The organism is Janthinobacterium leeuwenhoeki, assembly GCF_051380795.1.
In the GTDB taxonomy this organism is placed as follows: domain Bacteria; phylum Pseudomonadota; class Gammaproteobacteria; order Burkholderiales; family Burkholderiaceae_D; genus Janthinobacterium.
Genome location: NZ_JBNYXT010000042.1, coordinates 1 through 20,454, shown reverse-complemented (window position 1 = coordinate 20,454; position 20,454 = coordinate 1). Strand labels below are relative to the sequence as shown.

At 62.5% G+C, this 20,454-nt stretch carries 21 protein-coding genes; 8 read left to right on the top strand and 13 right to left on the bottom strand.

The features are described from left to right. Positions 1-38: 38 nt before the first annotated feature. Both pdxH and ACQ4WS_RS22825 read left to right on the top strand, forming a co-directional pair. On the top strand, positions 39-1,238 hold the full coding sequence (gene pdxH, locus ACQ4WS_RS22830; RefSeq protein WP_436479300.1) for a pyridoxamine 5'-phosphate oxidase: 1,200 nt from the start codon (positions 39-41) through the stop codon (positions 1,236-1,238). A gap of 127 nt (positions 1,239-1,365) precedes the next feature. Beyond that, on the top strand, positions 1,366-2,601 hold the full coding sequence (locus ACQ4WS_RS22825) for a class I SAM-dependent methyltransferase (protein WP_436479299.1): 1,236 nt from the start codon (positions 1,366-1,368) through the stop codon (positions 2,599-2,601). A 25-nt stretch (positions 2,602-2,626) separates the two neighbouring features. Here the strand turns inward: ACQ4WS_RS22825 and msrA are convergent, their stop codons facing one another. Further along, a complete protein-coding gene (gene msrA, locus ACQ4WS_RS22820) occupies positions 2,627-3,160 on the bottom strand; it encodes a peptide-methionine (S)-S-oxide reductase MsrA (RefSeq protein ID WP_436479298.1) in 534 nt (177 codons plus the stop codon). 176 nt (positions 3,161-3,336) lie between these two features. Here msrA and ACQ4WS_RS22815 point away from each other — a divergent pair, with 176 nt between their 5' ends. Further along, positions 3,337-3,843, top strand: coding sequence for a flavin reductase family protein (locus tag ACQ4WS_RS22815; protein WP_436479297.1), 507 nt, complete (start codon positions 3,337-3,339; stop codon positions 3,841-3,843). A 44-nt stretch (positions 3,844-3,887) separates the two neighbouring features. Here ACQ4WS_RS22815 and ACQ4WS_RS22810 read toward each other — a convergent pair whose 3' ends face one another. The 11 genes from ACQ4WS_RS22810 to ACQ4WS_RS22760 all read right to left on the bottom strand — a co-directional run bounded on the left by ACQ4WS_RS22810 (position 3,888) and on the right by ACQ4WS_RS22760 (position 15,134). Then, the gene (locus tag ACQ4WS_RS22810) at positions 3,888-4,574 is read right to left on the bottom strand and encodes an OmpW/AlkL family protein (protein WP_436479296.1); all 687 of its coding nucleotides are present in this window, start codon (positions 4,572-4,574) and stop codon (positions 3,888-3,890) included. 98 nt (positions 4,575-4,672) lie between these two features. Beyond that, on the bottom strand, positions 4,673-6,067 hold the full coding sequence (locus ACQ4WS_RS22805; RefSeq protein ID WP_436479295.1) for an SGNH/GDSL hydrolase family protein: 1,395 nt from the start codon (positions 6,065-6,067) through the stop codon (positions 4,673-4,675). A 239-nt stretch (positions 6,068-6,306) separates the two neighbouring features. Continuing rightward, positions 6,307-7,329: an L-threonylcarbamoyladenylate synthase gene (locus tag ACQ4WS_RS22800; RefSeq protein ID WP_436479294.1), complete on the bottom strand. Its 1,023-nt coding sequence runs from the start codon at positions 7,327-7,329 to the stop codon at positions 6,307-6,309. Continuing rightward, positions 7,326-8,522, bottom strand: coding sequence for a 5-(carboxyamino)imidazole ribonucleotide synthase (locus ACQ4WS_RS22795; protein WP_436479293.1), 1,197 nt, complete (start codon positions 8,520-8,522; stop codon positions 7,326-7,328). The genes ACQ4WS_RS22800 and ACQ4WS_RS22795 overlap by 4 nt, the downstream gene beginning before the upstream one ends. Before the next feature lie 15 nt (positions 8,523-8,537). Then, positions 8,538-9,035: a 5-(carboxyamino)imidazole ribonucleotide mutase gene (gene purE / locus ACQ4WS_RS22790; protein WP_436479292.1), complete on the bottom strand. Its 498-nt coding sequence runs from the start codon at positions 9,033-9,035 to the stop codon at positions 8,538-8,540. A gap of 1 nt (position 9,036) precedes the next feature. Further along, positions 9,037-9,930, bottom strand: coding sequence for a phosphoribosylaminoimidazolesuccinocarboxamide synthase (locus tag ACQ4WS_RS22785; RefSeq protein WP_436479291.1), 894 nt, complete (start codon positions 9,928-9,930; stop codon positions 9,037-9,039). Between the two features lie 117 nt (positions 9,931-10,047). Further along, entirely contained in the window at positions 10,048-11,112 is a 1,065-nt protein-coding gene (gene fba / locus ACQ4WS_RS22780) for a class II fructose-bisphosphate aldolase (RefSeq protein ID WP_071075342.1), read from the bottom strand. A gap of 93 nt (positions 11,113-11,205) precedes the next feature. Continuing rightward, a complete protein-coding gene (gene pyk / locus ACQ4WS_RS22775) occupies positions 11,206-12,654 on the bottom strand; it encodes a pyruvate kinase (protein ID WP_436479290.1) in 1,449 nt (482 codons plus the stop codon). Positions 12,655-12,767: 113 nt separating this feature from the next. Beyond that, positions 12,768-13,979: a phosphoglycerate kinase gene (locus ACQ4WS_RS22770; protein WP_436479289.1), complete on the bottom strand. Its 1,212-nt coding sequence runs from the start codon at positions 13,977-13,979 to the stop codon at positions 12,768-12,770. 77 nt (positions 13,980-14,056) lie between these two features. After that, complete coding sequence (locus tag ACQ4WS_RS22765) at positions 14,057-14,407, bottom strand: AzlD domain-containing protein (protein ID WP_436479288.1); 351 nt, start codon at positions 14,405-14,407, stop codon at positions 14,057-14,059. Next, positions 14,400-15,134 carry an AzlC family ABC transporter permease gene (locus tag ACQ4WS_RS22760; protein WP_436479287.1) on the bottom strand — a complete coding sequence of 245 codons (735 nt, stop codon included), beginning with the start codon at positions 15,132-15,134 and terminating at the stop codon, positions 14,400-14,402. Before ACQ4WS_RS22760 ends, ACQ4WS_RS22765 begins: the two co-directional genes overlap by 8 nt. A gap of 258 nt (positions 15,135-15,392) precedes the next feature. Here ACQ4WS_RS22760 and ACQ4WS_RS22755 point away from each other — a divergent pair, with 258 nt between their 5' ends. The 4 genes from ACQ4WS_RS22755 to ACQ4WS_RS22740 all read left to right on the top strand — a co-directional run bounded on the left by ACQ4WS_RS22755 (position 15,393) and on the right by ACQ4WS_RS22740 (position 17,714). After that, entirely contained in the window at positions 15,393-15,587 is a 195-nt protein-coding gene (locus ACQ4WS_RS22755; RefSeq protein WP_436479286.1) for a zinc-finger domain-containing protein, read from the top strand. 81 nt (positions 15,588-15,668) lie between these two features. Then, positions 15,669-16,094 (top strand): YybH family protein, encoded by a 426-nt coding sequence (locus ACQ4WS_RS22750; protein WP_436479285.1) that lies wholly within the window; start codon positions 15,669-15,671, stop codon positions 16,092-16,094. Next, the gene (locus tag ACQ4WS_RS22745) at positions 16,094-17,131 is read left to right on the top strand and encodes a YheT family hydrolase (RefSeq protein WP_436479284.1); all 1,038 of its coding nucleotides are present in this window, start codon (positions 16,094-16,096) and stop codon (positions 17,129-17,131) included. Before ACQ4WS_RS22750 ends, ACQ4WS_RS22745 begins: the two co-directional genes overlap by 1 nt. Then, a complete protein-coding gene (locus ACQ4WS_RS22740) occupies positions 17,124-17,714 on the top strand; it encodes a DUF2946 family protein (RefSeq protein WP_436479283.1) in 591 nt (196 codons plus the stop codon). Before ACQ4WS_RS22745 ends, ACQ4WS_RS22740 begins: the two co-directional genes overlap by 8 nt. A 3-nt stretch (positions 17,715-17,717) precedes the next feature. Here ACQ4WS_RS22740 and ACQ4WS_RS22735 read toward each other — a convergent pair whose 3' ends face one another. Next, positions 17,718-19,283, bottom strand: coding sequence for a beta-barrel assembly-enhancing protease (locus tag ACQ4WS_RS22735; RefSeq protein WP_436479282.1), 1,566 nt, complete (start codon positions 19,281-19,283; stop codon positions 17,718-17,720). A 196-nt stretch (positions 19,284-19,479) separates the two neighbouring features. Between ACQ4WS_RS22735 and moaC the strand changes: the two genes are divergently transcribed. Continuing rightward, the gene (gene moaC, locus ACQ4WS_RS22730; RefSeq protein ID WP_436479281.1) at positions 19,480-19,992 is read left to right on the top strand and encodes a cyclic pyranopterin monophosphate synthase MoaC; all 513 of its coding nucleotides are present in this window, start codon (positions 19,480-19,482) and stop codon (positions 19,990-19,992) included. Positions 19,993-20,454: the final 462 nt, after the last annotated feature.

Sequence of the window (20,454 nt, the reverse complement as noted above, 5' to 3'; positions counted from 1 at the left end):
GTCGCCGCGCCCCCACACCGCCACCACGAGAACTCGCCATGACCACTCCCCTGTTCGACTCCGTTCCCGGCTTTGACCAGCCCATCGCCGTACTCAAGCATTGCCACGACAAGATCCGCAAGCAGCTGACGACCCTGCAAAACCTGCTGGGCCACCTGGGACAGAATGGCAACACGCCGGAAGCGCAGCAGGCGGCCAAGGCCGTGTTGCAATACTTCAATAAAGCCGCCCATCTGCACCATGACGATGAAGAGCAGGACTTGATGCCCATGCTGCAGGCGACGGCCACGGGCGAGGACGCCGCCCTGCTGGCCACCCTGGTGCCGGAAATCCTCGCCGACCACCAGCGCATGGACCAGGCCTGGCTGACCCTGCGTCCGGAACTGGACGCCATCGCGGTCGGCACGGCCTCGCAGCTGTCGCATGATGGCGTGCGCGACTATGTTGCCGCCTACCAGGCCCACATGGCCAAGGAAGAGGGCCAACTGGCGCCCATGGCCAAGCGCCTGTTCAGCGCGCAACAGATGGAGCAGCTGGGCACGGCCATGCAGCGCCGCCGCGGCATCGCGCCCGATGCGCCTGAAGTGCCGGACACGGCCGCCGTGCTGGCAGCCATGCGCACCGATTACGTCCAGTCCAGCCTGAGCGAGACGGATGTGCTGGCCGATCCCATCGCCATGTTCCAGAAATGGTTTGCCGAAGCCGTCAACGCGCAGGTGATGGAGCCGAACGCCATGGACTTGTCCACCGTCACTCCCGATGGCAAGCCCAGCTCGCGCGTCGTGCTGATCAAGCAGTTCGATGAGCGGGGCTTTACCTGGTACACGAATTACCACAGCGACAAGGGCCAGCAGCTCGAGCACAATCCCAACGCCGCCCTGCTGTTCTTCTGGCGCGAGCTGGAGCGGCAAGTGCGCATCGAGGGCACGGTGGTGAAAACCACGGCGGCCGAGAGCGACGAGTATTTCAATGTGCGCCCCGTGCAAAGCCGGCTGTCGGCGATTGCCTCGCAACAAAGCGCGCCCATCGACAGCCGGGCCACGCTGGAAAGCCATTACGCGGCCGTGGTGGCCGCCGTCGGCGACGCACAGCCGCCGCGCCCGGCCCACTGGGGCGGCTATCGTTTGCAGCCGGAACGTATCGAATTCTGGCAGGGCCGCCGTTCGCGCTTCCACGACCGCATCGTGTTTACGCGCGGTGCTGACGGGCAATGGAGCATGCAGCGTTTGCAACCCTGAGCAAGCTAGTCAAGGCGGCGCAAAGCGAGCTGGTCAATATAGGTGTAGGCTATGAGGGCAGAAGTTACTAAATGACATTGTTTCTCAGTTTGCGGATGCCACGGCCGCCGCTGCATTGGAGGCCATTTTGTTTATACAAAACCAACTCAAGTCCTGGATCGCCAGCATCCGCAGCAAGACCGCCTTGCCGCTGCGCATCGAGTTGTGGAACGGCCAGCATGTGGACCTGTCCAGCGAAACGCCCAGAGTCACCATCCGTTTGCCGACCGTCGCCTCGGCCCGCTATCTGCTGAATCCGTCGCTGGCCAATCTGGGCTCGGCCTATGTGGAAGGCAATATCGAAGTCAAGGGCACGGCGATGGACATGATTGCCATCTGCAATGCCCTGGCGCGCAATACCTTGAAACCGGAAGGCAAGCTGGCCCGCATCGTGCGCAGCTTTACGCACGACAAGAGCAAGGATGCCGAAGCCATCCGCTACCACTACGACGTGTCGAACGCGTTCTATGCACAGTTTCTCGACCCCGCCCTCGTGTATTCCTGCGCCTATTTCGAGCACGGCGATGAAACCCTGGCGCAGGCGCAAGTCAAGAAGATCGACCATATCCTGAAGAAAATCCAGTTGCAACCGGGCCAGACCCTGCTCGACATCGGTTGCGGCTGGGGCGCGCTGGTCATTCGTGCCGCGCGGCAATATGGCGCCCGCTGCGTGGGCGTGACCCTGTCGGAAAACCAGTACGCGCTGGCGCGCGAGCGTGTGGCGGCGGCTGGCCTGGCGCACCTGATCGATATTCGCCTGCAAGACTACCGCGACGTGTCGGGCCAGTTCGACCGCATCACCAGCGTGGGCATGTTCGAGCACGTGGGTCTGAAACACTTGCCCGACTATTTCTCCATCATCAACAAGCTGCTGGCGCCCGATGGCATGGCGATGAACCACGGCATCACCTCGACCGACCCGGAGAATGGTGAAACACCGTATGGCGGCGGGGAATTCATCGAAAAATATGTGTTTCCGCACGGCGAGCTGGCACACATCGGCAATGTGCTCAAGACCATGCAGCAAGGGGGGCTGGAAGTGCTGGACGTGGAAAACCTGCGGCGCCACTATGCGCGCACCTGCGCCCTGTGGACGGAAAATTTCGAAGCCCATGCCGAGCAGATCCGCCCGCTGGCGGATGAACGGCACTTCCGCATCTGGCACGTCTACCTGGCTGGCTGCGCCTATGCCTTCGAGCAAGATTTGATCAGCCTGTACCAGATCGTCTGCGTGAAGGCGGGCCGGCGTTCTTCCACCCTGCCCTGGTCGCGCAACTACATGTATGCGCACGATGCCAAGCCGGCGCCCGTGCTCGCGACCTGACAGGCGCGCAGCGCCGGGGACTGCATCACTTCAGGCGCCCCGCATACATGGCGCGGAATTTCTCTACCTTGGGCACGACGACCAGGGCGCAATAGCCCTGCAAGGGATGCTGCTCGGCATAATTTTGGTGGTAATCCTCGGCCGCATAAAAGGTGGCCGCCGGCGCCAGTTGCGTGACAATGGGCGCATCCCACACGCCGGCCATCTCGGCCAGCACCTTGCGCGCCACGCTTTCCTGCCCGGCCGACTGGTAATAGATGACGGAACGGTATTGCGTGCCGACATCGTTACCCTGGCGATTCAGGGTGGTGGGATCGTGCAAGGTAAAAAAGATTTCCAGCAAGTCGTGATAACTGACGACGGCGGGATCGAATTCCAGGCGCACCACTTCCGCGTGGCCCGTGTCACCCGTGCAAATCTGTTCATATGTGGGGTCGGGCACGCTGCCGCCCGTGTAGCCGGACTCGACGCGCGTCACGCCACACACTTCCACGTACACGGCAGCGTGGCACCAAAAACAGCCACCGCCGAATACCGCCACTTCCGTCTGTTGATGCATGATGCCCTCCCGCAACGCCTCTGCGACGTATCATTTCACCACTGTAACGTAAAGCGCCATAGCCCGCAGCGCCGCGTGCAACGGCACGTAATGCACCGCACATAGGGGCATACTGGCCACGTTTGCGCTGGCGCGGCCAATTTTTGGCATAATGTCAGCAAATAGACAGGTCACTCATGAACACACGCTCCCCCCGCGCGCCAGCGCAAGAATTCGATACGACACATTTCCGTCAGGCACTGTCGCAGTTTGCCACCGGCGTGACGGTCATCACGACGCGCCTGGCCGACGGCAGTTTCCGTGGCTTGACGGCCAGTTCCTTCAATTCCGTCTCGCTATCGCCGCCCCTGGTGCTGTGGAGCCTCGGTTCCGTGGCGAACAGCATGCCCATTTTCAGCGGCAACTCGCATTACGTCATCAATGTGCTGGGCGCCGACCAGGCGGAACTGGCGACGCGCTTTTCACGCCGCACGCCGAATCCCTTCGACGACGTTGAATACGAACTGTCGCGCACCGGGCAGCCCATCCTGAAAGGCGCGTCGGCCTGGTTCGAATGCCACAACCGCAGCCGCTATCCGGAAGGCGACCACGTCATTTTCGTGGGCGAAGTGGAACAATGCGCGTTTGCCGCGCAGCCGCCCTTGATCTTCCACAATGGAAAGTTCAATACCCCGCCAACCTGAGCGGGAGCGGGACAAAAAAAATCCGCCGAGGCGGATTTTTTGTTTTACAGGGTAAAGTTATATCCGATGCTGACACTCACGGCAAGCGGGTCGAGCTTGATGTCCTGCGTCTGCCCCGTCGAGAATTTCGCCCTGGTTTTCAGGTAAGTCTTGACCACGGCCACGTCGGCAAACCAGCGCTCGTTGAAGGCCAGGGTGCTGCCGACCACCAGGCTGCCTGTCAGCTTGTTATCCATGCGGTAGGTGACTGGTTTTCCACCCGGATCCAGCAAAGCCGTCATCTGGCCCGAGCCTTTTTCCTTCTGGAAATAGGCATACGTCAAGCCCGCACCCACGTAGGGGCGGATCATCGCATTAGGCTGGAAGAAGCGGTACTGGATGAAGGCCGTCGGCGGCAAGGCTTCCGCCGTCCCCAGCTTGCCCGTGCCCTTGATGGCACCATCGCCGATCAGGTCATGCTTGTACGGCACGCCCAGGATCATTTCAGCGGAAATATTGTCCGTGATCATGTAGGCAAAGGTCAGGATGGGCTTGGTATCGGGCTTGACATCGGCTTTCGTGCCCGGCAGCGCCGGCGCGGAAATGTCGCCACTGTCGACGTGCGGCGTGATCTTGTTGAGGCCAGCCTTGGCCATCCAGGTGCCTGCGCTTTGCGCCGAAGCGCCCGTTGCCATGGCCATCGCGGCTGCTGCGGCCAGCACGCGTACAGCGGTATTCAAACGATTCTTCATCTTGTCTCCTGATCATTGTGTGCGGATAGCCGGGCTATCCAAACTTGTCGCTGCCAGCGCCAGCCAGGTCCCGTAGACGTAGCTGGCGCGGCCATCCCTTACAGCCAGCCCCGCACGACCATGTCCTTGGCCACGTAGCGGGCCAGCAACAGGTTGTTGAACGGCGTAGGGTGCACATCGTCGGCATACGAGAAGTGGCTGACGTCGCCCGCTTTCAGGTTCGTGCCATTGCAGACCAGCGAGCTGCCCAGGATATTGCCTGGCGCGCTCAAGTCGCACGCCGTCTCGCTGACGTTGGTCAAACCATACGGGCCAGGGTTGGTGCCCTGGTCACGGCTGACGGCAAACACGTCGACCAGCAAGACTTTCGCATTGCCGCTCAGGCCGCCGCTCAGTTCGCCATTGAAGGCGCTGACCATGGCATTGATAAGCGCTTTCGTGTTCGCATCCTTGCTCAAGCCCGATGGCGTACCGGCCACGTCCGGCAGGTTGTTGACCACCACATAGTTGGCGCCCTTGGCGATGATCTGATCCTTGATCAGCACCACCAGTTCGGTGCCCGCCTGTTTCATGGAGGCAACCAGCAACGGGCCCTGGGCCGCAGCGTAATCGGCACCGGCCTTGGCGCCGGCGGCATTGCCCGTCACCGTCGCATCGGCTTGTGCCTTGGCGACCAGCGGGCCAAACACGGCAGGCGAAGCTACTGCGGAATTACCCTGCTGGACGGCAGCAGCGGCGACAGCGGCCTGCACGATAGATGTCGACGTGGCGCCTGGCGCCGCGCTGGCCGTCTTGACGGCGGCGCCGATAGCAGCCGCTGCCGTGGCAGGGTTGGTCGCGCCGGCCGCCAGGGCCATGGTCAGATTGGTGGCGAAAGCCTGGGCGCCAGCGGTCGCGCCCGCAGCCTTGCCGGCCTCCGTCGCGCCCGCCTGCAATGCACCCAACTGGAACAGCACGTCATTACCACCGGCCATCACGAAAACAGCTTCCGTGCCGCTGAACTTGCCGCCAGACACAGCCAGGTGGTTCGCGATCTGCGTCACCACGGGCACGGTCAGGGCGCCCAGCGCGCTGCCCGTCGCCTTGTTGTTCGGGCCAACCGGATTGGTCACGCGCGAGCCGCCCATGGCGTAGCCAAAGCAGCCGGCATGCTTGACGCGCGGTACGGACAAGCCTTGGGCCGCATTGCCTTCCAGGCCAGTCTCGGCGGCGCATGGCTTGGCCAGGCCGAATTGCGCGGCCAGGTGCTCGGTCCAGTTCTTGCCCGTCAGTTCAGGATTGATCTTGGTATTGTCGCCATTAATGGTGAACTTGCCGCCACCTTTCGCCGCCACCGTGCCTACGGCATACGAGCCGACATCGGACAGGCTGTCGCCGAACGACACCTGCGCCGTGTATTTGACTTTCAAAGTTTGATCACCGCCACTGGCGCCGCCGCAACCTGCCAGGACAGCCGCAGCCAGCACGGCCAGCGCGAATTTTGTTTGATGCATTTTGTCTCCTCGGTCTTTTTTCTGGTTTCTAAACGAACGGGCGTGCTATTCGCTACCCAACTAATATGCCATCGTTCCGTAGGCTTGTATAGAAAATATGTTTTAAAAATCAACGAAATAACAACACCGCCGGCGCCCTGTCACGAGCGGACGATCGCCTGAATTATGGAGGATATAAGATGTTTCGTGGCAAGCATCTCTATTGCGCTGCATCAAGAAAAAGCCCCTTTCGGGGCTTTTTATGAAGCGGACAGGAATTGCTGCAAGATACCACTTGAGCCGAACGCGGCACGCCGCAAACGGTCATTCACGCCCAGCCAGGCGGGGCCGGTGGGCGGTGCTTCGACGAGTATCAGCTCGGCGCCGACCTGGTCCATCGTGCGCAGCGAGGCATACAGCGCATGTGCGTAATTTTCCGGGCTGGGCGCCAGGCGCACGCTGGCGCTGGCCGGCGGCAGATCCGAGTAGTGGATCAGGGCCACGCGGCGCCCGTCATTGAGCAGGCGGTTCAAGGTGGCGCGCACGTCGTCGCTGTGCTGCATCGCAACAGGCGTGTGCGGTGCATAGTGCGATTCCAGCGTGCCCGAGGCGCGCGGCGCGGCCGCGTCCGCCACGGCCGGTGCGCGACCGATGACGGCGGCGATCTGCTCGCTGCTGATATGACCGGGACGCAATAGCACGGGACCGTGCGTGGCCAGGCGCGACAGGTCGACGATGGTCGACTCGATGCCCACGTCGCTCTGCCCGCCATCGAGGACCAGGCCCAGCAAGCCGCTGGCGAGTTCCGCAGCGAACTCATCGCGCACATGCTGCGCCGTGGTGGGGCTGACATTGCCGAATTTGTTCGCCGACGGCGCCGCCAGGCCGCCGTTGCCGCCCTTGAAGGTGCGTAGCAATTCGATAGCCAGCGGATGCGACGGGCAGCGCAAGCCCACCGTGTCCTGGCCACCGGAGACGGCGTCGGGGATATGCGCTGCGCGCTTGACGATCAGGGTCAGCGGACCGGGCCAGAAGGCAGCCACCAGTTGCTGCGCTTCCACGGGGATGTCTTCGGACCAGTGCGCCAAGTCGGCGCCGGGCGCCACGTGCACGATCACGGGGTGATCCGATGGACGGCCCTTGGCTTCGTAGATGCGCGCCACGGCGGCCGGGTTTTCCGCATCGGCGCCCAGTCCATACACGGTTTCCGTCGGGAAAGCGACGAGGCCGCCCGCTTCCAGCACGGCGGCGGCCGCTGCCAGGTCGTGTGCGGACACGCTCACGGCGTGATTCCCAGGATCAGGCAAGCGTCGCGCAGGCGCTGCTGTGCCTCTGGCAAGGTGGCGGCAATCAGGGTCAGGTGGCCCATCTTGCGCCCGCGGCGCGGATCGTCCTTGCCATACAGATGCAGGCAAGCACCTGGCAGCGCCAGCACCTGGTCCCACGCGGGTTCGCAGGCGGCATCGCTGCCGTCGGCAAACCAGGCGTCGCCCAGGATGTTGAGCATCACGGCCGGCGAATGCTGGCGCACGTCGCCCAGCGGCAAGCGCGCCATGGCCCGCACCTGCTGCGCGAACTGGCTGGTGACGCAGGCGTCCATCGTGTAGTGGCCGCTGTTGTGCGGGCGCGGCGCCATTTCATTGACTACCAGGCTGCCATCGTCGAGCACGAAAAATTCGATGCACAGCACGCCGACATAAGCGAGTTCGGCGACCATGGCTTGCGCCGCGCGCTGCGCCTTGGCGGCGCAGTCGTCGGACACGTTCGGGCCCGGCACGGTGGTGGTAAACAAGACGCCGTCGCGGTGCACGTTTTCGGCGATCGGATACACGACCGACTCGCCGTCCACGCCGCGCGCCGTCAGCACGGATACTTCATACGCCAGCGGCAGCATTTTTTCCAGCAAGCAAGTAACCTCGCCCATGTCCGCGAAGGCGGCACGCACCTCGTCGCGCGTGCGCACGCGGAACTGGCCCTTGCCGTCATAGCCCATGCGCACGGTTTTCAAGATACCTGGCAGCAAGTCGTCGGCTATGCTGTCGATATCGTCCTGCGTGGCAATCACCATGTGCGGCGCCGGCAGCACGCCCGATTTCGAGGCGCAATCGACAAAGAAACGCTTTTCCGCAATGCGGTCTTGCGCCACCGACACACCGTGCGCATCCGGCGCCACGAACACGCGTTCGGCCAAGCGCGACAGGCTGTCGGCCGGCACGTTCTCGAATTCCGTGGTGACGGCCAGGCATTGCGCAGCCAGCGCGTCGAGGCCGGCGACATCGCTGTAGCCAGCATTGACCAGGCGCTGCGCCACCTGCCCCGCAGGGCAGGCGTCCGACGGTTCCAGTACAGCCACCTGATAGCCCATGCTCTGGGCAGCCTGGGCAAACATGCGGCCGAGTTGGCCGCCGCCCATCACGCCCAGCCACGCCGGTGGGTTGGCGGCGGGCAGCAAGGGGGAAGTCGATTTACTATTCATTATTTTTCAAACACATTATTCAGGCAAGACCATGGCCTTGGCGGCGGCCGTTTGCGTGGTACGGAAGGCTTCCAGCTGGTCGGCCAGGGCATCGTCGTTGGCGGCAAGCATCGCCACGGCCGTCAGCGCCGCATTCGCCGCGCCCGCTTCGCCGATGGCGAAGGTGGCTACCGGCACGCCCTTGGGCATTTGCAGGATGGACAGCATGGAATCTTCACCGCGCAAGTACTTCGATGGCACGGGTACGCCCAGCACGGGCACGATGGTCATCGCCGCCACCATGCCAGGCAAGTGGGCCGCGCCGCCGGCGCCGGCGATGATGGCGCGCAAGCCGCGCGCGCGCGCGCTTTTCGCGTACGCATACATCTCGTCGGGCATGCGGTGCGCGGAAATGACTTGCGCTTCGTACGGCACGCCAAACTGTTTCAGGATGGCAACCGCATTCTGCATCACGTCCCAGTCCGAGGACGAGCCCATGATGACGCCGACCAGCGGCTTATTTTGCTCGCTCATCTCAGGCCTTCAGCTTCTCGCCCGTCAGGCGTTCGATGGCTTCAAAGTACTTGGCCTGGGTTTTTTCGATGACGTCGGCCGGCAGCGCAGGCGCCGGTGCGGTCTTGCCCCAGGTCAAGGTTTCCAGGTAGTCGCGCACGAATTGCTTGTCGAACGACGGTGGCGAAATGCCAGGCTGGTAGGAATCGGCAGGCCAGAAGCGCGACGAGTCGGCCGTCAGCACTTCATCCATCAAATGCATGACGCCGTTGTCGTCCAGGCCGAATTCAAATTTGGTGTCGGCGATGATGATGCCGCGCGTGGCGGCGTATTCGGCGGCCGTCTTGTAGAGTTGAATGGCCACGTCGCGCATCTTGGCGGCCAGGTCGGCACCGATGCGCTCTTCCATTTCTGCAAAGCTGATATTTTCGTCATGCTCGCCCAGCTCGGCCTTGGCAGCCGGGGTGAAGATCGGTTCCGGCAGTTTTTCCGCCTGTTGCAGGCCGGCTGGCAGCGCGATGCCGCAGATGCTGCCCGTGTCCTGATAATCTTTCCAGCCCGAACCGATGATGTAGCCGCGCACGACTGCCTCCACCATGATGGGTTTCAAGCGCTTGGCCACGACGGCGCGGCCCTTGACTTGCTCCACTTCATCGGACGCCACCACGGATTCCGGCGCCACGCCGGTCAGGTGGTTCGGCACGATATGGCCCAGTTTCTCGAACCAGAAGTCGCTCATCTGGTTGAGGACCTTGCCCTTGCCGGGGATAGGCTCGTTCATGACGACATCGAAGGCCGACAAGCGATCCGTGGTGACGATCAGTATCTTGTCGTCGCCAACGGCGTAGTTGTCGCGGACCTTGCCGTGGCCCAGCAATGGCAGGGAGTGGATGGAAGTCTGATAGAGGCTGTTCATAGCGGGGGAATAGTTGGATGAAACGAAACCGGCAGGCAGGGGATGCCTGCCGGTCGAGAAAATCGGGCACGAGGATACGCTGTATGCGCAGGCCTCCTGCCCGTTCCAGACAGAATTTTACTTCACAATTTGCGACAGCTCGCCGGCCTTGTAGCGCTCGGCCATTTTTTCCATCGTGATGACCTTGATTTTCGAGGCCTGGCCTTCGCAGCCGAATGCCTGCATGCGCGCGCGCACGATTTGCTCTGCAGCAAGACGGGCTGGCTTCAGGTAGTCGCGCGGGTCGAATTTCGATGGGTTTTCAAACAGGTATTTGCGGATCGCGGCCGTCATCGCCAGGCGGATGTCGGTGTCGATGTTGATCTTGCGCACGCCGTGACGGATGCCTTCCTGAATTTCCTCGACTGGCACGCCGTAGGTTTCCTTCATGTCGCCGCCAAATTCGCGGATGATGGCCAGCAATTCCTGCGGTACCGACGACGAGCCGTGCATCACCAGATGGGTGTTCGGGATGCGCGCGTGGATTTCCTTGATGCGGTCGATGGCCAGGATGTCGCCCGTCGGCTTGCGCGTGAATTTATACGCGCCGTGCGAGGTGCCGATGGCGATCGCCAGGGCGTCGCACTGGGTGCGCTGCACGAAGTCGGCCGCTTGCGCCACGTCCGTCAACAGTTGCTCGCGCGTCATGGTGCCGTCGGCGCCATGGCCGTCTTCCTTGTCGCCCTTCATGGTTTCCAGCGAACCGAGCACGCCCAGTTCCGCTTCCACCGTCACGCCGATGGCGTGCGAGAATTTCACCACTTCACGCGATACTTCCACGTTGTATTCGTAGGAAGCCACCGACTTGCCGTCCGCTTCCAGCGAACCGTCCATCATCACGGAGGTAAAACCCGAGCGGATGGCGGCCATGCAGACGGCCGGCGACTGGCCGTGATCCTGGTGCATGACGACGGGAATGTGCGGATACGCTTCGACGGCGGCGTCGATCAGGTGGCGCAGGAAGGCTTCACCAGCGTACTTGCGCGCGCCAGCGGACGCTTGCATGATCACCGGGCTGTTGAGCGCATCGGCGGCGGCCATGATGGCTTGTACTTGCTCCAGGTTGTTGACGTTGAAAGCAGGAATGCCATAACCGTTTTCGGCAGCATGGTCCAGCAGTTGACGCATGGATACGAGAGACATGGTAATACTCCAGAGAACAATAGAAACTGTTGCGGCGCTTCGCGGTGGTCAATAACCGCGCCGGCGCCTGAATTCTTTCAACTAAATTAGAACTTACTCGAACTCGCCGACTGTGACGATTTTCAGGGCATTCGTGCCGCCCACCTGGCCCATCGGCTCGCCCCAGGTGACGACGATCATGTCGCCCTTGCTGACGATGCCCTGCGCCACCAGCAGTTCTTCCGCCTGCTTCAGCACTTGCGCGCTGGGGGCGTTCTGCATCAGATGATACGCCCGAACATTGCGGTACAGCGCGGCTTTGCGCAAAGTGGTGACACTGGGCGTGAGCGCGTAGATCGGCGTATCGATACTGTGGCGGCTCATCCACAAGGCGGTGGAACCGGATTCCGTCAGCGCCACGATGGCTTTCACGCGCAAATGGTGGGCCGTAAACAGGGCGCCATACGCGATCGACTGGTCGATGCGGGTAAAGGTAACGTTGAGGAAATCGGCATCGAGCTTGTTGTATTCGGACTGTTCCGCTTCGACGCAGATGGCGGCCATCATTTCCACCGTCTCGATCGGGTACTTGCCCGAGGCCGTCTCGGCCGACGTCATGACGGCATCCGTGCCATCGAGCACGGCATTGGCCACGTCGGACACTTCCGCGCGGGTGGGCACGGCGTTGACGATCATCGATTCCATCATCTGCGTGGCAGTAATGGCCAGCTTGTTCGACGCGCGCGCCATCTTGATCATGCGTTTCTGCAAGGCCGGCACGGCCGCATTGCCCACTTCGACCGCCAAGTCGCCACGCGCCACCATGATGCCGTCGGAAGCGTCGAGGATTTCCTGCAGGGCAGGAATGGCTTCCGCGCGCTCGATCTTGGCGATCATCATCGGCTTGTGGTGGTAGGGTTCGCCCGCGATATTGGCCAACTGGCGCGCCATTTCCATGTCGGTCGCGCATTTCGGGAAGGAAATAGCCAGATAGTCGGCCTGGAAACTCATGGCCGTCTTGATATCTTCCATATCCTTGGCCGTCAGCGCGGGCGCGGACAGGCCGCCGCCCTGGCGGTTGATGCCCTTGTTGTTCGACAACTCGCCACCGATCTTGACGGTGGTGTGGATTTCGCTGCCGTGGATGCGCTCGACGATCAGCACGATGAGGCCGTCGTTCAGCAACAGCACATCGCCCTTGTGCAGGTCGCGCGGCAAGGCCTTGTAGTCGAGGCCAACCCGCTCCTGGTTGCCCAGTTCGCCGTTTTCTCCCCACTTGGCGTCGAGGATGAAGCGCGCGCCCGCTTCGAGCTCGATGCGCGTGTTTTCAAACTTGCCGACGCGAATCTTCGGCCCCTGCATGTCGGCCATGATGGCCACTTCGCGCCCGCATTCAGCTGCCGCCAGGCGCACCAGCGCCGCGCGGTCGATATGGTCTTGCGCCTTGCCGTGGGAAAAATTCAAGCGCACCACGTCGACGCCCGCACGTATCATCTTCACCAGGATATCGAAGTCGGTGGAGGCGGGGCCGATTGTTGCTACGATTTTTGTACCGCGTGGCATAGGAGTCCTTGTGCGCGAGCGAAAGTGAGCAAGGCCGGCTCGATGCTGCATCCGGCAAGGTAAAAGCGCAGCGATCAGGCTGCGCTTGGTACTGAACTGCTGACTGCAGCGCCTTAAGCGGCGCGTTGCATCAGAATCTCAACTGCTGGGAGGGTCTTGCCTTCCAGGAACTCCAGGAAAGCGCCGCCGCCCGTCGAGATATAGCTGATTTTATCGGTAATGTCGTATTTGGCAATCGCCGCCAGGGTGTCGCCACCGCCAGCGATGGAAAATGCTTTCGACTCGGCAATGGCCAGGGCCAGGGTCTTGGTGCCGTTGCCGAACTGGTCGAATTCGAACACGCCCACGGGGCCGTTCCACACGATGGTGCCGGCGGCAGCGATCTGCTGTGCCAGCAAGGCGGCCGTTTTCGGGCCGATATCGAGGATCATGTCGTCATCCGCCACGTCGGCCACGTCCTTGACGGTGGCGGCGGCCGTGGGCGAAAACTCCTTGGCGCACACGACATCGACGGGAATCGGCACTTGCGCGCCACGCTTGGCCATGATTTCAATGATGGCCTTGGCTTCTTCGACGAGTTCCGCTTCCACCAGCGACTTGCCCACGTTCAAGCCGACGGCTTTCATGAAGGTGTTGGCGATGCCGCCGCCGACGATCAGATTATCGACCTTGTCGGACAGGGCTTTCAGGATAGTCAGCTTGCTCGATACTTTCGAACCAGCAACGATGGCCAGCAGCGGGCGGGCAGGGGCGTGCAAAGCTTTCCCCAGCGCATCGAGTTCGGCGGCCAGCAGCGGGCCGGCGCAGGCGACAGGGGCGAACTTGGCGATGCCGTGCGTGGACGCCTCGGCGCGGTGGGCCGTGCCGAACGCGTCATTGACGTAGATATCGCACAGCTTGGCCATTTTTTGCGCCAGCTCATCGCTGTTTTTCTTTTCGCCCTTGTTGACGCGCACGTTTTCCAGCAGGACCACCTGGCCGGCAGCCAGGTTGTCCAGGCCGGCGCCATCGACCCAATTCTGTTTCAGTGCAACTTCCTGGCCCAGCAGCTCGGACAGGCGGGCGGCCACGGGCGCCAGGCTGTCGGCAGGCTTGAACTCGCCTTCCGTCGGACGGCCCAGGTGCGACGTCACCATGACGGCAGCGCCAGCGTCCAGCGCGGCGCGGATGGCCGGCACCGAGGCGCGGATGCGCGTATCTTCGGTGATCTTGCCACTGTCATCTTGCGGGACATTCAGGTCGGCGCGGATAAACACGCGCTTGCCTTGCAGTGCATTTTGGGCGATCAAATCTTGCAGACGGATGAAGTTGAGAACAGCTGACATGGCGATCCAGATGACGAGTGGAAGGAAGTGCGCTATTTTACCGCAATGACCAGACCAAATCCCCGATTTGTCCTGCTTTACTGAAAAACATGCAACAGTCGCAAGCCCGTGAAAACCAGCATGCCAAACACGATGGTTTGCAGCATATTGCGGCGGATCACGAAAAAGAGCGTGGCGGCAATACCCGACAAGAGTTTCAAATTCGACAATTCAAAGTGTACTTGCTGCCCTTCCATCAGCATGTCGGGCGCGATGATGGCCGCCAGCGCGCAGGCCGGCGCATAGCGCAGCATCTCGTTGATCCTGCGCGGAATGCTGATGTGATGGCCAACCAGCCAGAACGTGCTGCGCGTGGCGGCCGTGGCCACCACCAGCACGGCGATGGCGATCCACACATCGGTCCTGCCCCAGTCCAATCCGTCAAACATGGCGTTTGTTCCATTTCTCGGTCAATTCTTCCACGGCCATGGCCGACAGCATGCCCGCCAGGACGGCCACCAGCAGACCCAGCTTGTATGGCAAGCCAAACGCCAGCACGGCCACCGTGCCCGCCACCAGCACGCCGCACAGGGCGGCGCGGCTGAGGATCAGCGGCACCGTCACGCACAGGATCGCCAGGGTGCCGGCAAAACCCAACCCCCATTCGGCCGGCACGACGGCGCCCAGCACGATGCCGATGAAGGAACCGATTTGCCAGGCCAGCCAGTTGGGATAGATCAAGCCTTTCAAGAAAGGCAGCTTGGCCGGGTCCGGCGTTTCATGCGGGTAGCGCTGCAGGAACAGGCCCACGGTGATATCGCCCGCCACATAGCCGAGCGCAAAGCGCTGGCGCCACGGCAGATGGGAAAAATGGGGCGCCAGCAGCACGGAAAAGATGACGAAACGCAAATTAACGACGAGGGCCGTGGCAAAGATCACCCACACGGGTGCCTGCGCGGCCAGCAGGGGCAAGGATGCGAGCTGGGCCGAACCGGCAAAGACAAACAGGGTCATGGCTCCCGCCTGCGCTACAGTCAGGCCACTTTTCACCATGGCCACGCCCACTACCATGCCCCAGGCGGCGATGCCCAGCAGGGTGGGCGCACCCAGATTCAGCCCGGCGCGCCAGGCATCTTTCAGCAGGGCATCGTCGCTGGCGGCCGGGACGGTGCTCACGCGGCGCTCCAGCAGGCGCACTGTGGTAACAGCACAACAATGGTGCGCGGGGCGCATGGGCGCAACAGTAATACCGGCAAGGCAAATCCAGTCAGTGTGGCGCTGCAGGCGCCATATTTCCGCAAAAACCCGCGCCGCAGCCGAAGATGATCGAGTCGACATTTTAGCCATGATTTTTGCTGTCTGCCTGAATCCGTTAAAATCGTACTTTTGGCAGCAGCCGACTTCCTTCCATACAGCCTCACGGAGCATGACAAGATGACAAAAACCACCCAGCCAGCGGTCGAACTCGACAGTAAAGACCTGCCAGCCCACTGCCCTAACCCGGCCATGCCGCTGTGGTCGTCGCATCCGCGTGTGTTTCTGGAATTCAACAAGGAAGGCATCGCCAAGTGCCCTTACTGCGGCACGGCGTACACCCTGAAGGAAGGCGCCAGCGCCGGCCATCATTAAACTGCCCAGCGGCGCGCCCCCAGCGCGCCGTTTTCATTTGCCCTTCCGAGTGTCATATAAGCCGCTCAAGCCGGAGTCGTCATGAAACGTCTGAAAGAACTCAATGGCAGCGCCGCCGAAGTCGAAGCGGCGTTCTACGATGCCTTGCACCGCGCCGACCTCGAAGCGCTGATGGCGCTATGGGCCGACGATGAAGAGATCGTCTGCATCCACCCGGGCGGCGCGCGCCTGATCGGCCATGCCGCCATCCGCGCCTCATGGGAAACCATACTGGCGGGCGGCGGCCTGCACATCGTGCCGGCGCAGCTGCATGAAACGCACAATTTGATGAGCTCGGTGCACACCGTCATCGAAGGCGTCACCACCGAAGAAGGCGGTCCGGCGCATCTGCTGGCCACGAATGTGTATGTGAAAACGCCGCGTGGCTGGCGCATCGTGCTGCACCACGCCTCCATCGCCCCGGGTGGCGTGCCGGCCGATGCCACGGGGGCGCAGATCCTGCACTGATGTCTTTGCCTCTTATCTACCACACTCCCTACACCGCCCCGCTGTGGCTGCCTGGCGGCCACGCGCAGACGATTTATCCTGCCGTGTGCCTCGCCAAGCCGGCCGTGGCCTTCCGCCGCGAACGCTGGCAAGCGCCAGATGGCGACTTCGTCGACGTCGATCTGGTCGACGGCCAGCCGGGCCAGCCCTTCGTGGTGCTGTTCCATGGCCTGGAAGGCTCGTCGAACAGCCATTACGCGCGTGCCCTGATGGCCGAGGTGGCCGCACGCGGCTGGTCGGGCGCCGTGCCGCATTTTCGCGGCTGCTCGGGCGAAGCCAACCTGGCGCCCCGTTTCTACCATTCGGGCGATGCGCAGGAAGTGGACTGGGTCGTGCGCACACTGCGCCCGCGCGCCACGGGAAAATTTTACGCGGCCGGCGTGTCGCTGGGCGGCAACGCCCTGCTGTGCTGGCTGGGCCAGTCGCAGCACCAGGCCGATTTCATCGATGCGGCCGCGGCCGTGTCGGCCCCGCTGGACCTGGCACAAGGGGGCAAGGCCCTGTCGTCCGGCGCCAACCGGCTCTACACGCGCATGTTCCTGAACACGCTCAAACCGAAATGCCTGGCCAAGCTGGAACAGTTTCCCGGCTTGTTTGCGCGCGAGGCCATGCTGGCCGCGCGCGACTTGCACGCCTTCGACAATGTCGTCACGGCGCCCCTGCACGGCTACCGCGACGCCGACGATTACTGGCACCGCGCCAGCGCCAAGCACGTCATCTCGGACATTACCGTGCCAACCCTGGTGCTGAATGCGCAAAATGATCCCTTCCTGCCCGGGCGCTTCTTGCCGCGCAGCGCAGCGCCCAAGGTCACGCTCGAGTATCCGCGCCACGGCGGTCACGTCGGCTTTGCCGCAGGCAAGTTGCCGGGAAGCACGCGCTGGCTGCCGCAGCGCCTGATCCATTTTTTTGAAGGCGGCAACACGGCGCCCTCTTCCCTGCAAAGCTGTCACGCTGCTAGCTCGCAAACGCACACGGAAAACGCACCACATGGATGAACTCGTCAAACAGGCGCTGGCCAAATGGCCCAACGTGCCCCACTGCTACGGCTGGCTGGGCCTCGATGCACGCGGCCACTGGCGCATGCGCGACCAGCAGGCGCAACAGCAACAACTGCCCGGCGACAAGATCGCCCACGCGGCCCTGTTGAACTTTATCAACCGCAATTACGGCCAGGACGAACGCGGTTGCTGGTTTTTTCAGAATGGCCCGCAGCGCGTGTATGTGAACCTGGAAGCGACGCCGTACATCGCCCGCAGCGATCCGCAGCACGGTTTTGTCTTGCAGACAGGCGCGCCGCTGGCGGCCATCGAGGTAGCGTATCTGTGCGACAACGGCGCGCTGATCCTGCACCACGGCGGCATCGTGGCGCAAGTCGATGACCGCGACATGGCCCACGTGCTGGCGTCGCTGCGCGTCGATGGCCAGCAGGCCAGCGACGAGGCCCTGCTGGCATGGCTGGAAGAACGCCAGGGCAAGCTGAGCCTATTGCATGATGGCAAGGAGATTGCCGTGCAGCCGCTGCGCTACGATGCCGTGCCGCAGACCTTCGGCTTCCAGCGCACGCCGCAAGCCGCATAAGGGTCAGTCCTTCTGGTCCTTGATCTGTTCGCGCCGCTTTTCCTGCAATTCCCGCTCGCGCGCATCGATCACGGCCTGGTCATAAAAGGTTGCATCCGTCGATTTGCGGGCGATCGTCAGCTGGTCCAGCGCGGCCATGGTGGCGCCCTGCAGCACGTAGGATTCGGCCAGCGCCATGTGCTGCAAGGTCATCTTGCCCTGGTCCGCATAGGCTTTCGCCAATAAATCGTACAGTTCCGGCTCTTCCTTGTAGAGCTGTACCTGCTCGCGCAAATACAGGGTTGATTGCTCCAGCTTGCCGGCAGCCATCAGCGCTTGCGCATACTGGTGGGCAATGCCGCGCGAGAGGGGAAACTGCTGGCGCGCCGCATCGGCCGCCTTCAAAGCCTGTTGCGCCACTTCCTTCTTTTGCGCCGGCATCAACAGCACTTCCAGCCCCATCGCCGCCAGCAGCGAATTGGGGCTCTGCGTGCCGCCCGAGGTAAACACATTCGGCCCGGCCGGCTGGTGCAGGGCGGCGTTGGCCGCATCGAGTTCCTTTTGCGCCTCCGCCGGCTTGCCCTGCTTGACGGCGACAAAGGACAAGCCGTAGTGGGCGGCCGTCACCTGGAAGCGGCTTTGCTGTTCCAGCTGCGTCTTGAAGACGGCCTTGGCATTCAACAGGCCTTGCACGCTGTCATCCTGCAGCACGCGGGCGCGGGCCCGCGCCAGGTGGAAACTCAGGCTGTCCGCACGCTGCTTGTAGGGCTGCTCGCGGATGCGCGCCTGGATGTCGGCGATGCGTTCCGTCGTCAGCGGGTGGGTCTGCAGATAGGCAGGCATCAGGTCGCTGTACGAACGGCTGGCCGCCTGCATGCGGCCGAAGAAGGCCACCATGCCGGTGGTGTCGAAACCGGCCTCGCCCATGATCTGGAAACCGATGCGGTCCGCCTCGCGTTCGGCATCGCGGCCGAAATTGAGCTGGCGCTGGATGGCCAGTCCCTGGCCGGCGGCAAACACGCCCAGGGCCACATCGCCGCCCGCGCGCGACGCGAGCGCCGCCAGCAGCATGGCCGCCAGCGGCATCAGGGCATCCTGGCGCTGCTGGCCCAGCATGCGCGCGATATGGCGCTGCGCCACGTGGCCGATCTCGTGCGACAGCACGGAAGCCAGTTCCGCCTCCGTCTGCGCCGCCAGCACCAGGGCCGAGTGGACGCCGATAAAGCCGCCCGGCAAGGCAAACGCGTTCAACTGGGGATCGCGCACGGCAAAGAAGAAATAGTCGTAATTCGTTTCGCCGCGCACGCTGGGGCGCGCCGCCACGAGGGCGTTGCCGAAAGTATTCAAGTATTCCAGCAAGGGCGCGTCGTCGAGGTAATCGCGGTCGCCGCGGATGCCGCGCATGATTTCCTCGCCAATCTTGCGCTCCATCGCCGGCGACAGGTCTTCGCGCGAGGTATCGCCCAGATTCGGCAGATTCGGCGCCGGCGGCACGGCCAGCGGCGTCCTGCTGGCGGCCGGCGCCGCTGAAGCGGCTGTATACGTTTGCGCCAGCGCAAACGGCGCCGCCAGCCACAATGCAACCAGCATGGATGCACGCCGGGAGCCGCGCAACCATGCCGCAGCGGCGTTTTCAAGGACGATCGGGAGGGAAGTTTTTGCATTCACGGGTGCTATCATACCTTGTTAGCGGCGCCCATTCCCACGCAACAAGCATGCGCCATGCCAGTGGCATGACGTCGTGGCCCGGCGTGCCGCGCCCCCACTTCTCACCTATTTTGACGCCATGACAACAGCAGACAAGCAAGCCCCCGCCGGAGAACTGACCCATTTCGACGCCACGGGCCAAGCCCATATGGTGGACGTGGGCAGCAAGGAAGATACGCGCCGCAGCGCCGTGGCCGCCGGCACCATCCGCATGCAGCCGGCCACCCTGGCATTGATCATTTCCGGCAACGCCAAGAAAGGCGACGTGCTGGGCATCGCCCGCATCGCCGCCATCATGGGCGCCAAGCGCACCAGCGACCTGATTCCCCTGTGCCACCCGCTGGCCCTGACGCGCGTCACCGTCGATTTTGAAGTCGACGAGGCGGCCAACAGCGTGCACTGCCGCGCCCAGGTCGATACCACGGGCAAGACGGGCGTGGAAATGGAAGCGCTCACTGCCGTGCAAATCGGCTTGTTGACAATTTATGATATGTGCAAGGCCGTCGACCGGGGTATGCTCATGACGAACGTGCGCGTGCTGGAAAAACATGGCGGCAAGTCGGGCGACTGGACAGCGGAGATTGATAAGTGATTGATCCGATTAGAGAAACACCTCTCCTTGACGCAACCATAAACCCAATGCGCCACGACGCCGCCTGAGCCTGCACAAGCCGTCAAAAGTGAAGAAAATCGGTTCTTTTCCCACGTCTGTCCCACAAGGAAGGCGTATGGCATCAATTCGACAACGGTCGGGCGTATGGCAAGCTCGTGTACGGCGTAAGGGTTACCCAGAAGAGGTAGCCTCATTTAACACCAAGGCCGAAGCACAGAAATGGGCTAGAAGCATTGAGTCTGGAATGGATCAAGGATCGCATTGGAGCATCCGAGATGCAGAAGACCTGCTTCTTGCCGACATACTGCAACGGTATATGAAGGAAGGGCGTTCTCAAGAACCAAGTGCAACACCTTTGTCCTGTAAGGTGTCGGCATGTCGAACAGCTATAAACATTTAACTACCCAAGAGAGGGCCGTGGTCATGACCATGCGCGATGAC